Raw genomic sequence first — 13,018 nt, 5'->3', positions numbered from 1 at the left:
GCCGGGGCCGACTCACTTTCTTTGTCTTGCCAAAGAAAGTAAGCAAAGAAAGGCGCGCCCGAGATGGCGACTTCCCCTTGAATTTCTGTAACCGGGCGGAGACGGGGAAAACTCGCTGCGCTCAGACAGCTCCCCGTCTTTTTCCGCCCGCTTACAGAAATTCAAGGCGCCATCTAGGGCTGGGTACGGCCACACCGGCTGGGCGTGTGGGCGAGCGCCAAGGCGTGCCTTCTTCTGTGGTTTTAAGTTCAGTTGTGGGGTGGGTTCGCGCTGAATTTGTCCACCATCTCCGCCCAGCCTTCGGGCCCCAGTCGTTCCATCGTCGCGATGTTCCGTTCGTAGATGTCCGCTGCATCGGGTACGGCTGCGGCGGCGCGGGCGATGCTGTCTTCGCGCAGCAGATGCAGGATCGGGGCGGGGGCGCGGTTGGTGGCGTTGGTGATGTTGTCCGGGTCGGCATCGGCAAAGACGAAATCGGGGTGGAAGCTGGCGAGCTGCAGTTCGCCTTCGAAGCCGGTTTTGGCGAGCAGCGCCTCGGCGCGTTCGGTGAGGGTGTGGAAATCGAAGAAGTCGGCCAGTGCGGGAACGAGCAGCAATGTGGTGTCGATGTCTGCGGCGGGTGTGCTGTGCAGCAGGTCGGCTTCGGCGCGCAGGTGGTCGAGCACGTCGCCGTCCATCGTGGCGCGACTCACGACGTAGCGCACCTGCCGTTTGACGTGCACGGCCTTGGCGAACGGGCACAGGTTCAGGCCGATGACGGCGTCTTCCAGCCAGCGCTGCACGCGGGTGACATGGTTGGCGGCGGTGTCTTCGCTCAGCGGCAGAGCATCGGCGGGCGGATCGAGCAGGACGAAATGCGGGGGGCGGTCGGACACAGCGGGCACGGAGGAGGAAACCAGCGCGCAGTGTAGTCGATGGCTCGGGAGCGTTTCTTGCGACACAGAGGGCGTTGTGACTTGCAACGTTCGGCGCGCGGCGTTTGAGGCGCGTCGAGATCACTTTGAGGTGCCTTGGGCGCCGCTTATGTGGTCAATTCATCCCTCGAAACGAACTGAGAAGGAGCCCAACCATGATCGAGCCGCGTGTATTGAAGAGCGCATTCGCCATGGCTGCCACGCTCGCCGCGTCGGCTGCCTTGGCCCAGATGACACCCGCACCGCAGACGTCGCCGCAAACCACGGGGACGGTGCAGACCGCGCCGGGCAACCCTGTACCGATGACGTCGTCGCCTGACCCGCTGGTGCAGAAGCGTATTGACGACAAGGCCGCCAACGACGAATACAAGGCGCGCAAGTCCGAAGCCAAGGCCGCCTACAAGGAGGAGAAGAAGGCCGCCAAGTCCAACCGCAAGGCCGAGAAGAAGGAGGCCAGCGCCAAGCGCAAGGAAGCCATGAGCGAGCAGGGTGGCCCAGCCCAGACGCCGGTCAGCGAAGGCAAGTAAGCGGTTGACGGCATCATGAAAAAAGGCGACCCGAGCGTCGCCTTTTTCTTTGTGCCGATGTGCGGTGCTCAGTGCCCGCGCGAAGCCGTCGGCAGGCGTACCTGCGCAACCGCCATTTCCCACTGTGCGATACGGCTGAGTGCCTCATCCCGGCTGATGACCGGGTGGAAAGTGCGTGAGGCGCGCCATTGCTGCGCGACCTCGTCTTCGCCACGGTAGAAGCCGGTGGCGATGCCGGCCAGGTATGCGGCGCCGAGTGCCGTGGTCTCGATGATCTCGGGGCGCACCACCGGAATGCCCAGCAGATCGGCCTGGAACTGCAGCAGCAGGTTGTTGGCCGAAGCGCCGCCATCCACGCGCAACTCCGAGATGGTGGAGACGGCGTCGCGCGTCATGGCCTGCAGCAGGGCCGTGCTCTGGAAGGCGATCGACTCCAGCGCCGCGCGGGCGATATGGCCGATGGTCGTGCCGCGCGACAGGCCGACGATGGCGCCTTGTGCGGTTGGGTCCCAGTACGGCGCGCCCAGGCCGGTGAACGACGGTACGAACACCACGCCGCCGGAATCAGGCACCGAGGCGGCCAGGCCCTCCACGTCGGCCGAGCGCTGGATGGCGCGCAGGCCGTCGCGCAGCCACTGCACCACCGCACCGCCCACGAACACGCTGCCTTCCAGCGCGTAGCTACGCTGGGTGCTGCTCTGGCAAGCGGCCGTGCTGATCAGGCCGTTGTGCGACTGGACGGCCTTGTCGCCCGTGTTGAGCAACATGAAGCAGCCGGTGCCGTAGGTGTTCTTGGCCATGCCGGGCTTGAAGCAGGCCTGGCCGAACAGGGCCGATTGCTGGTCGCCCGCAATGCCGCCAATGGTGAGCGAGGCGCCGAGCCAGTCGGCATCGGTCTGCCCGAATTGATACGCCGACGGATGCACCTCGGGCAGCAGGCTCGGGTGAATGTCGAGCGCGCGCATGAGGTCTTCATCCCACTGGCCGGTGTGGATGTTCCACAGCATCGTGCGCGACGCATTGGACACGTCGGTCACATGCAGGCGGCCGCGCGTGAGCTGCCACACCAGCCACGTGTCGATGGTGCCGAAGGCGAGTTCGCCACGGGCGGCGCGCTCGCGGGCGCCGTCCACATGGTCAAGAATCCAGCGCAGCTTGGTGGCAGAGAAGTACGGGTCGATGACGAGGCCCGTGCGCTTGCGCACTTCGTCTTCCAGGCCCTCGGCGCGCAGGCGTTCGCAGATGCTCTCGGTGCGGCGGTCCTGCCACACGATCGCGTTGAAGATGGGTTTGCCGGTGGCGCGTTCCCACACCACGGTGGTTTCGCGCTGGTTGGTGATGCCCAGCGCGGCCATGTCAGCGGCCGTCAGCTTGGCTTGTTCGAGTGCGGCGCGGCAGGTGGCGAGCTGGCTGTTCCAGATGTCGAACGGGTCGTGCTCTACCCAGCCGGGCTGCGGAAATTGCTGCGGAAACTCCTGCTGGGCGCTGGCCACGATCTGGCCGGCACGATTGAAGACGATGGCACGTGAGCTGGACGTGCCCTGGTCGAGCGCGAGGAGGTATTCCATAAGACAGATTCAAGTGACCGCCGGGCTGGAGCGAACCAACCCGGCGGTGGGTGAAACGGAAGCAGGCATGGTAGCCCGCTGATCGAGGATGCGTCGATCAGACGGGCACCGAAATTAACGGACCTTGCCTTCCTTCCAGGCCGCCAGCAGCTTGTCGTAGGCCACCGTCTCGCCCTTCGGACGCTCGTTGTCGAGCTTCTTCCACGGGGCGTGCTCCGTCGACAGCCACTTGGCCGGATCGCTTTCGGGGTTCAGCTTGGGCGCGCAGTTCTTCATGCCGGCGCGCTGCAGGCGACCCATCACTTGGTCCATTTCCTTGGCCAGGTTGTCCATGGCAGCTTGCGGGGTTTTCTCCGCAGTCACGGCCGTGGCGACGTTCTTCCACCAAAGCTGCGCCAGCTTCGGATAGTCGGGCACGTTGTTGCCGGTCGGCGTCCAGGCCACGCGGGCCGGGCTGCGGTAGAACTCGATCAGGCCGCCGTACTTGGCTGCGTTCTTGGTGAAGTAGTCGCTGTGGATATCGGAGTCACGAATGAACGTGAGGCCGGTAATCGACTTCTTGAGCGACACGGTCTTCGACGTGACGAACTGGGCGTACAGCCATGCAGCCGAGCGGCGCTCGAACGGGGTGGACTTGAAGAACGTCCACGAGCCGACGTCCTGGTAGCCGTTCTGCATGCCGTCCTTCCAGTACGGGCCGTGCGGCGATGGTGCCATGCGCCACTTCGGCGAGCCGTCGGCGTTCACAACCGGGCCCGGCTTGGTCATCGGCGCGGTGAAGGCGCTGTACCAGAACACTTGCTGGGCGATGTGGCCCTGTGCGGGCACCGGGCCGGCTTCGTTGAAGGTCATGCCGGTCGCCTCGGGCGGGGCGTACTTCTTCATCCAGTCGATGTACTTGGTGAGGGCGTACACGGCAGCCGGGCTGTTGGTGGCACCGCCGCGGGACATCGACGCGCCCACCGGTGCGCAGCCTTCCACGCGGATACCCCATTCGTCGACCGGCAGGCCATTCGGGATGCCCTTGTCGGCAGAGCCTGCCATCGACAGCCACGCATCGGTAAAGCGCCAGCCCAGCGACGGGTCTTTCTTGCCGTAGTCCATGTGGCCGTAGACGCGCTTGCCGTCCAGCTCCTTCACGTCGTTCGTGAAGAAGTTGGCGATGTCTTCATAGGCCGTCCAGTTGACGGGCACACCCAGGTCGTAGCCGTACTTGGCCTTGAACTTCTCCTGCAGGTCCTTGCGGGCGAACCAGTCGGCGCGGAACCAGTACAGGTTGGCGAACTGCTGATCGGGCAACTGGTACAGCTTGCCGTCAGACGCCGTGGTAAAGCTCGTGCCGATGAAGTCCTTCAGGTCCAGGCCCGGGTTGGTGAACTCCTTGCCTTCGCCGGCCATGTAGTCCGACAGCGGCATCACCACGCCATAGCGGTAGTGCGTGCCGATCAGGTCGGAGTCGGAAATCCAGCCGTCATAGATGCTCTTGCCGGATTGCATCGAGGTCTGCAGTTTTTCGACGACATCGCCTTCCTGCATGATGTCGTGCTTGACCTTGATGCCGGTGATCTCTTCAAACGCCTTGGCCAGCGTCTTCGATTCGTAGGCATGTACGTCGAGCGTTTCCGACACGACGTGGATCTCGGTTACGCCCTTGGCCTTGAGCTTGGCTGCGGCATCGATGAACCACTTCATTTCCGCCATCTGCTTGTCTTGCGACAGCGTGCTGGGCTGGAATTCGCTGCTGACCCACTTCTTGGCTTCGGCTTCGCCGGCGTGTGCTGCGCCGACCGCCAGGGCGCTTGCCAGTGCAATGGCACTGAACTGAAGCGTCATGCGCCAGGATGTTTTCATCGGTATCTCCTCGTGCTTGTTGGCTTGTTGTTCTCCCCGCAGCGAAAACATCCGGCATTCCGACGCGGGGAGCGTGATGGAATGCCTGTGCCCGTACGTCAATGTGGGCGTGGAAGCGTCAACCCGCACTGACGCCTCCGGACTTGCAACTGCGAATACAACGATTGCGCGTCAACCGCGCCACATGATGAGCAGCAGCACCACCATCGAGGCGATGAAGCCGCCCCAGGCACCGGTGTCTTCCGATGCCAGGCCGACCCACGCCAGGTTGATGTAAGCGGCCGTCAACAGGCCGATGAAGAGGCGGTCACCGCGCGTGGTGGCAATGGGCAGCAGGCCCTTGCGCTCCACCGTCGGGCGGGTCACCTCCCAGATCGTCATGCCGGCCAGCATCAGGGCGATGCAGCCGAAGAAGATCGCCACTTCGGGCGTCCAGGCCATCCAGCTGAACATGGCTGTGTCTCCCGTTCTTGTTTTAGACGCGGCCCATCGCGAAGCCCTTCGCGATGTAGTTCCGCACAAACCAGATCACCAGCGCGCCAGGAATGATCGTCAGCACACCGGCCGCCGCCAGCACGCCCCAGTCCATGCCCGAGGCCGACACCGTGCGCGTCATCACGGCAGTGATCGGCTTGGCATCGACCGAGGTGAGCGTGCGCGCGAGCAGCAGCTCCACCCAGCTGAACATGAAGCAGAAGAACGCCGTCACGCCCACGCCTGCCTTGATCAGCGGCAGGAAGATCTTCAGGAAGAACGCGGGGAAGCTGTAGCCGTCGATGTAGGCCGTCTCGTCAATCTCGCGTGGGATGCCCGACATGAAGCCTTCCAGAATCCACACGGCCAGCGGCACGTTGAACAGCATGTGTGCCAACGCCACGCCCAGGTGGGTGTCCATCAGGCCGACCGTCGAATACAGCTGGAAGAACGGCAGCAGGAACACCGCGGGCGGCGTCATCCGGTTGGTCAGCAGCCAGAAGAACATGTGCTTGTCGCCCAGGAAGCGGTAGCGCGAGAAGGCGTAGGCCGCCGGCAGCGCCACCATGGTCGAGAGCACCGTGTTCATCGTCACGTAGATGATGGAGTTGATGTAACCCCAGTACCAGGACGGGTCGGTAAAGATGACCTTGTAGTTGTCGAACGTGACGAGCTTCGGCCAGATCGAGAAGCCGGCCAGCGTCTCCTCGTTGGTCTTGAGCGACATGCTCAACATCCAGTACAGCGGCAGCACCGCAAACGCCACGTACACGACGAGTGTGATGGCGCGTGCGATCTTGCGTTGATGTTCGTTCTTTTGATTACGCATGGTCGTCTCCCACGGCCGTGCTGGCACTGCCCATGCGCTGCATCCAGTTGTACAGGACGAAGCAGAACAGCAGGATGATGAGGAAGTACACGATCGAGAACGCCGCCGCCGGGCCCAGGTCGAACTGGCCGACCGCCTTCTGTGTCAGGTACTGCGACAGGAAGGTCGTGGCATTGCCGGGGCCGCCGCCGGTCAGCACGAACGGCTCGGTGTAGATCATGAAGCTGTCCATGAAGCGCAGCAGCACGCCAATCATCAACACGCCACGCATCTTCGGCAGCTGGATGTAGCGGAACACGGCCAGGCGGCTTGCGCCGTCAATCTCGGCGGCTTGGTAGAACGCGTCCGGAATTGAGCGCAGGCCGGCATACGCCAGCAGCGCCACCAGCGGCGTCCAGTGCCACACGTCCATGATCAACACGGTGATCCACGCGTCGAACGAGTGCGACGTGTAGTTGTAGTCGATGCCCATCTGGTTGAGCCAGTAGCCAGCCAGGCCGATGTCCGAGCGCCCGAAGATCTGCCAGATCGTGCCGACCACGTTCCAGGGAATCAGCAGCGGCATGGCAAGCACCACCAGCGCGGCCGAGGCTTTCCAGCCCTTGGATGGCATCGCCAGCGCCAGGCCGATGCCCAGCGGAATCTCCACCGCCAGCACGCACAGCGAGAAGATCAACTGGCGGGTGAGGGCGTCTTGCAGATCGCCATCACGCAGGATCTGGCGGAACCAGTCCACGCCCACGAACACGTGCTGCTCGGGGCTGATGATATCCTGCACCGAGTAGTTCACCACCGTCATCAGCGGCAGGATGGCGGAGAACGCCACGCACAGGAACACCGGCAGGATCAGGAACCAGGCCTTATTGTTGAGCGGCTTGTTCATCGGCCAATCCTCTCGTCATTGCTGTAATACAGCGTCTGCGGCGCATCCAGGCGCAGCCACACGCGCGATTCGGTCACGCTCACTTCGTTAGGCAGCTTGGCCTTGATGGGAAGGCCGACCGTGCTGTCGCCATTCGCGCCGAGGCTTGCTGTCAGCAACTGGTGCGTACCGAGTTGCTGCACCTGGTGTACATCCGCCGCCACTGTGCCGACTTCGCCCGGCGCAGCCAGTTGCACGAACTCCGGGCGGATGCCGAGCTTGAGCGAACCGTTTGCGCTCTTGAGCGTGGAAAGCGTGTCGCGGCTCACGGACAGGCGCTGGTCGCCCAGCGCGATCACATCCCCATCCACCGTCACCGGGTAGAGGTTCATGCCGGGGCTGCCGATGAAATAGCCGACGAAGGTGTGGTCCGGCCGCTCGAACAATGCTTCCGGCCCGCCTTGCTGCACCACTTTGCCTTCGGTCATGACCACCACCTCGTCGGCGAAGGTCAGCGCTTCCACCTGGTCGTGCGTCACGTAGATCAGCGTGAGCTTGAGCTGCTGGTGAATCTTCTTGAGCTGGCGGCGCAGTTGCCACTTCAGGTGCGGATCAATGACGGTGAGCGGCTCATCAAACAGGATGGCCGCCACGTCCTTGCGCACCAGGCCGCGCCCGAGCGAGATCTTCTGTTTGGCGTCCGCCGCCAGGCCCGAGGCGCGGCGCTTGAGCGCGTGCTGCAGCTCGAGAATCTCGGCGACTTCTTCCACGCGCTTTTTCACCTCGGCTTCGGGCGTCTTGCGGTTGCGCAGCGGGAAGGCGAGGTTGTCGAACACCGTCATCGTGTCGTAGATGACCGGGAACTGGAACACCTGCGCGATGTTGCGCTCGCGCGGACTGGCGTGCGTCACGTCCTGGCCGTCAAACAGCACCTGACCTTCGGACGGCACTAGCAGCCCCGAGATGATGTTCAGCAGCGTGGACTTGCCGCAGCCCGACGGGCCCAGCAGTGCATAGGCACCGCCGTCACGCCACGTCATGTTCATCGGCTGCAGCGCGTAGTCGCTCAGGCTTTGCGGATCGGGGCGGTAGCTGTGCCCCAGGTTGCGGAATTCAATGCGCGCCATGGGCGTCTCCCTGCTTGGGCGCGCTCACCAGCTTGCCCGCTTCATCGAACAGGAACAGCTCGGCCGGATCGACAAACACATCCAGCGCCGCACCCAGCTCGAACTCGTGCACGCCCGGCAACTGCGCGACCAGGCCGATGCTGCTCGGCTGGCCGGCGGCATGTGCGCGCACGTGCAAATAGGTTTCGGAGCCCGACAACTCGGCCAGCTCGACCGCGCCCGGCAGGGCAACGCTGCCGCCGTTGCGCGGCGCTAGGCGGATATGGCTCGGGCGCAGACCAATGCGGCAGCGCGTGCCGGCCGCCATCGGCAGCGGGCGAGTCCATGGCACGTCAATCCCTTGCGGCAAGCGGATGTGGTTGCCTTCGGCCACGGTGGCGTCCAGCACGTTCATCGGCGGGTCGTTGAAGATGGCGGCGGCGTTGACCGACACCGGCACCTCGTACATGTCGAGCGTCGGGCCCGACTGCAGCACGCGGCCTTCATGCATGACGACGGTGTGGCCGCCCAGCAGCAGCGCTTCCTGCGGCTCGGTGGTGGCGTACACCACGGTCGTGCCGCCATCGGCAAAGAGCGAGGCCAGCTCGGCACGCAGTTCTTCGCGCAGCTTGTAGTCGAGGTTGACCAGCGGTTCGTCGAGCAGCACCAGCGGGGCGCGCTTGACCAGCGCCCGCGCCAGCGCGCAACGCTGCTGCTGGCCGCCCGACAGCTCGGCCGGCAGGCGCTGCAGCAGGTGTTCGATGTGCAGCTTGGCGGCGACGGCGCGCACGCGCGTATCGATCTCGCCCTTGTTGGTGCCCTGCAGGCGCAGCGGCGAGGCGATGTTGTCGTACACCGTCATCGCCGGGTAGTTGATGAATTGCTGGTACACCATCGCCAGATTGCGATCGCGTACGCCTACGCCCGTCACGTCCTTGCCATCGACCAGTACGCGGCCGGTGGTCGGCCGGTCCAGCCCGGCCATGATGCGCATCAGCGTGGTCTTGCCGGCTTGCGTCGGCCCGAGCAGCACGTTGATCGCGCCGGGCGCCAGCCGCAGGCTGGTCGGGTACAGATGTGTCTGCGCCCCGACCATGGCCGTAACCTGGTCCAGTTCCAGAATCAATTGTGTCTCCCGTCTTTTACTTCTACGTCTTGATCTGTGTGCGGGCCCCCCGGCCCGTTTGCTGCTGTGCCGCGAACCTCAGGGGGCGCGTTCTGCCACTGGGGCGGCTTCGTTCTCCGGCAGATGCCGCATCAACCAGCCTTCCAGGCGGCCGCGTTCAGCATCGCTGGCGTACAGCCCCAGCTTGGTCCGCCGCCACAGGATGTCCTGCGCAGTGCGGGCCCATTCGTGTTCGATCAGGTAGCGGATCTCCGCTTCATACAGACCCGGCGTCACCTCCGCCCCCAGGTCTTCCAAACGTGCGGCGCCGGCCAGCAGCGTGTTCACGCGGGTGCCGTACTGGTGCGCATAGCGCGTGGCCAGCGAGGTCGGCAGCCAGGGCAAACGTTTTTGCAGGCGTGCCACAAAATCGTCGAAGGTGTATTCGGCGACGAGTTGGCCCGGCGCTTCCAGATCGCCGCCCGGCAGGGAGGCGGTCGCCGTCCACGACGGCTTGCCTGCCGCAGGCAGGTGCGGGGCCAGTTGGTCCAGCGCCTCTTCGGCCAGCTTGCGGTAGGTTGTGATCTTGCCGCCCCACACGTTGATGAGCGGTGCGCTGTGACCGTCGGCGCCGGTCTCGCATTCGACCAGGTAGTCGCGCGTGATGGCCGAGGCGTTGGCCGCGCTGTCATCCAGCAGCGGGCGCACCCCCGAGTACGTCCACACCACATCGGCCGGCGTGAGCTGCTGCGTGAAATAGCGGCTCGCCATGTCGCACAGGTATTGGATTTCACCGGCATCAATGGCCACCTGGTCCACCGAGCCTTTGTATTCCAGGTCGGTCGTGCCGATTAGCGTGAAATCGTTCTGGTACGGGATCGCAAAGACGATCCGCCCGTCCGGGTTCTGGAAGATATAGGCGAACGGGTGGTCGAACATCCGTCGCACGACGATGTGGCTGCCTTTGATCAGGCGCAAGCCGCGCGTGCTCGGCAGCGCGTGGGCCGCGCGGGCAAAGTCCGCCGCCCACGGCCCGGCCGCGTTGACGATGGCCTTGGCGCGCACCGAGCGGATGCCGTCCGGGCCAGCCAGCGAGGCATGCCAGCCATCGGCGCGGCGCTCGGCGTTCAGGCAGCGCGTGCGGGTGAGGATCTGCGCACCGCGGTCAGCCGCGTCGCGGGCGTTGAGCACCACCAAGCGGGCGTCATCGACCCAGCCGTCGGAATAGACGAAGCCACGCGTGTAACCGGGCTTGAGCGGCTTGCCGGACGGATGCTGCGCCAGCTTGATCGACTTCGAGCCCGGCAGAAAGCGCCGCTGCGCCAGGTGGTCATATAAAAAGAGGCCCGCGCGGATCATCCACGCCGGGCGCTGGGCTGCGTCGTGCGGCATCACGAAGCGCAACGGCCACATGATGTGCGGCGCCATGCGCAGCAGCACCTCGCGCTCCTGCAAGGCCTTGCGCACGAGGCTGAATTCGTAATATTCGAGATAGCGCAGCCCGCCGTGGATCAGCTTGGTCGAGGCCGAAGAGGTGTGCTGGGCCAGGTCGTCCTTCTCACACAAGACCACCGACAGGCCACGGCCCACAGCGTCACGTGCGATACCCACGCCGTTGATGCCGCCTCCGACCACCAGCAGATCACAGTCCAGATGCGAAGCGTCAGAGAGTTGCATGGGTTGGAATCTGTTGATTTGCGCGCCAATGTTTGCGAATTCTTGCGAATAGTGGCGCGTTCGCGGATAGTGTAGTGAAAGGCGAAAATAAAGCAACATAGGGAATCGCCTAACTCGCTCACATATGTTCGTTTATGTTCATTTGATGAATTGATGCTTCCCCGCCACCGCCAGATCCTTGAATACGTTCGCCAGCACGGCGATGCCTCCGTCGACGCGCTTGCCCGTGTGCTGGGCGTGACCACCCAGACCATCCGCCGCGATATCCGCCAGCTCGAAGACGAGCGCCTGCTCGCGCGCTATCACGGTGGCGTTGGCCTGCCGTCGTCGGTTGAGAACATCGACTACGACCAGCGCCAGGTTCTGCATATCGATGCCAAGCGCAGCATTGCCGAAGCCGTCGCGCGCCACGTCGAACCGGGCCGCTCGCTCATCATCAACATCGGGACGACGACTGAAGAGATCTCCAAGGCACTGGTAGGGCAGGGTGGGCCACGGGGTTTGCGCGTCATCACCAACAACCTGAACGTTGCCTCCATCCTGTCGGGCAGCCCGGATGCGGAAGTCATCGTCGCCGGCGGCCTGGTGCGCAACCGCGACCGCGGCATCGTCGGCGAGGCCACGATCGACTTCATGAAGCAGTTCCGGGTCGACATCGGCATCATCGGTGTTTCCAGCATCGACGAAGACGGCACCCTGCTCGACTACGACTACCGCGAGGTCCGCGTCGCCCAGGCCATCATCGAGCAGTCGCGCGAGGTCTGGCTTGCCGCCGACCACTCCAAGTTCGGCCGCCGCGCCGTGGTGCGCCTCGGTCACATCTCGCAGATCGACAAGTTCTTCACCGACGTGCCGGTGCCCGAGCCGATGGCTGACGTCTTCCGCGCCGCTGAAGTCGACGTTGTCGTCGCCAGCGAGGCCGGGCAATCCTGAGCGTCTCTTGCGCGCTTGATCTGACGTACCGCCCAGTCTTGTCCCCGTCGACTACAGTGAAATGACAGGGCGCGCACTTCGTGTGCCCAATGCCATCCACATGGCCGTCACCTTGAGGGCGTCGTGAGCGAGCACTCACAAGCGGCAATCCTTTCGATCTTCGCGGGCATCGTCGCCGAACATGTCGCCGCTTTGCGCGACGCCCTTGTCAAACTGGCGGCGCCCAGGCCCAGCGACGAGGATCTCCATCAATTCCGTGTCACGCTGCGCCGGCTGCGTTCGGCCTGGGTAACCTTTGGCCCTGTGTTGCCCGACGCATTTGCCGCCGAATGGAAGCCGCGCCTGCGGGCGCTGGCGGCATCCACGGGCCCCGTGCGCGAATGGGATGTCCTTCTAATAGATTGGCTTCCGGCCGCTCAGCAGTCTCTGGCCGAGGATGAAGTCGGGCGTGCATGGCTTGCCATGGCAGTCAAGAAGGCCAAGGCCGCCCGCGGCCGATCTTGGCGATCGCTGCGAGTGGAGCTGGCGTCACCGGATGTGCTGAGCACGCTTGCCGATCTGGAAAAGGCCGTCGCTCCTTTCCGGTTGGAGGCCGAGACGGGCTCCTACGTAGACTTCGCCCATGCTCAGGCGCGGGCGCTCAGAAAGAAGCTCGTCCAGCGCGGTCGCGGCCCCAAGCGGGCATCGCCCGCACGCCTGCACCGGGCTCGTATCACTGCCAAGCAATGGCGCTATCTATATGAAGCGTTCTATCCGGCGCTCGGCGCGCAAGCCCCCAAACGCTGGCACGCACATCTACGCAAGTTGCAGGACGCCCTGGGCGAGGTGCATGACGCGGAGATCTCCCTGGAGCGTGCCGCCGGAATCGCACGGACTGCGCCACCGGCCTCTATCGTGAGCGCGTTTCACAAGCGCGCCCGCTCAGCCCGGAAGCGCGCGGCCCGACGGCTACGTTGGATACGCGATCATGCGGCGCCATAGCCCCTGAAAAAGCGCAGAAAGACCCTACAAAAAGAAAGGGCTTGCGCAGTTCGGAAAACCTGCATATAGTTCGCCCCTCGCTGCACGACGCAGCGCCGAAACGCAGGTTGAGGCGGTGGTGTCGAGGCGGTGGAGAGGTAGATGTGGTGCGGGTTTCCGGCCGATTGGTGGTGTTGATCGGGTGGGTGTCG

At 64.3% G+C, this 13,018-nt stretch carries 12 protein-coding genes; 3 read left to right on the top strand and 9 right to left on the bottom strand.

All coding sequences use genetic code 11. The annotated features are described in order from the left end of the window. Positions 1-248: 248 nt before the first annotated feature. Positions 249-875, bottom strand: a complete 627-nt coding sequence (locus tag JHD73_RS22865; RefSeq protein ID WP_199032470.1) for a DUF1415 family protein — start codon at positions 873-875, stop codon at positions 249-251. 194 nt (positions 876-1,069) lie between these two features. Here JHD73_RS22865 and JHD73_RS22860 point away from each other — a divergent pair, with 194 nt between their 5' ends. Continuing rightward, on the top strand, positions 1,070-1,441 hold the full coding sequence (locus JHD73_RS22860) for a hypothetical protein (RefSeq protein ID WP_199032469.1): 372 nt from the start codon (positions 1,070-1,072) through the stop codon (positions 1,439-1,441). A gap of 68 nt (positions 1,442-1,509) precedes the next feature. Here JHD73_RS22860 and glpK read toward each other — a convergent pair whose 3' ends face one another. From glpK to glpD, 8 genes are all read right to left on the bottom strand, one after another. Next, entirely contained in the window at positions 1,510-3,009 is a 1,500-nt protein-coding gene (glpK, locus tag JHD73_RS22855; RefSeq protein ID WP_199032468.1) for a glycerol kinase GlpK, read from the bottom strand. Between the two features lie 114 nt (positions 3,010-3,123). Further along, the gene (locus tag JHD73_RS22850; protein ID WP_199032467.1) at positions 3,124-4,860 is read right to left on the bottom strand and encodes an ABC transporter substrate-binding protein; all 1,737 of its coding nucleotides are present in this window, start codon (positions 4,858-4,860) and stop codon (positions 3,124-3,126) included. A 171-nt stretch (positions 4,861-5,031) separates the two neighbouring features. Continuing rightward, a complete protein-coding gene (locus JHD73_RS22845) occupies positions 5,032-5,313 on the bottom strand; it encodes a DUF2160 domain-containing protein (protein WP_199032466.1) in 282 nt (93 codons plus the stop codon). 22 nt (positions 5,314-5,335) lie between these two features. Beyond that, positions 5,336-6,163: a carbohydrate ABC transporter permease gene (locus JHD73_RS22840; protein ID WP_199032465.1), complete on the bottom strand. Its 828-nt coding sequence runs from the start codon at positions 6,161-6,163 to the stop codon at positions 5,336-5,338. After that, positions 6,156-7,046, bottom strand: coding sequence for a carbohydrate ABC transporter permease (locus JHD73_RS22835; RefSeq protein WP_021197336.1), 891 nt, complete (start codon positions 7,044-7,046; stop codon positions 6,156-6,158). The genes JHD73_RS22840 and JHD73_RS22835 overlap by 8 nt, the downstream gene beginning before the upstream one ends. Beyond that, positions 7,043-8,152: an ABC transporter ATP-binding protein gene (locus JHD73_RS22830; protein WP_199032464.1), complete on the bottom strand. Its 1,110-nt coding sequence runs from the start codon at positions 8,150-8,152 to the stop codon at positions 7,043-7,045. Before JHD73_RS22830 ends, JHD73_RS22835 begins: the two co-directional genes overlap by 4 nt. Then, positions 8,139-9,257: an ABC transporter ATP-binding protein gene (locus tag JHD73_RS22825; RefSeq protein WP_199032463.1), complete on the bottom strand. Its 1,119-nt coding sequence runs from the start codon at positions 9,255-9,257 to the stop codon at positions 8,139-8,141. The genes JHD73_RS22830 and JHD73_RS22825 overlap by 14 nt, the downstream gene beginning before the upstream one ends. Positions 9,258-9,335: 78 nt before the next feature. Then, positions 9,336-10,913, bottom strand: a complete 1,578-nt coding sequence (gene glpD / locus JHD73_RS22820) for a glycerol-3-phosphate dehydrogenase (protein ID WP_199032462.1) — start codon at positions 10,911-10,913, stop codon at positions 9,336-9,338. Between the two features lie 153 nt (positions 10,914-11,066). On the opposite strand from glpD, the gene JHD73_RS22815 reads away from it, so the two are divergent. Together JHD73_RS22815 and JHD73_RS22810 are read left to right on the top strand one after the other, a co-directional pair. Beyond that, the gene (locus JHD73_RS22815) at positions 11,067-11,846 is read left to right on the top strand and encodes a DeoR/GlpR family DNA-binding transcription regulator (RefSeq protein ID WP_199032461.1); all 780 of its coding nucleotides are present in this window, start codon (positions 11,067-11,069) and stop codon (positions 11,844-11,846) included. Positions 11,847-11,969: 123 nt separating this feature from the next. Continuing rightward, positions 11,970-12,827, top strand: coding sequence for a CHAD domain-containing protein (locus tag JHD73_RS22810; protein WP_199032460.1), 858 nt, complete (start codon positions 11,970-11,972; stop codon positions 12,825-12,827). Positions 12,828-13,018: the final 191 nt, after the last annotated feature.

The organism is Ralstonia sp. ASV6 (assembly GCF_016429285.1).
In the GTDB taxonomy this organism is placed as follows: Bacteria; Pseudomonadota; Gammaproteobacteria; order Burkholderiales; family Burkholderiaceae; genus Ralstonia; species Ralstonia flaminis.
Note: the sequence above shows the minus strand (reverse complement) of the source record. Positions and strands in the feature narration are given on the sequence as shown.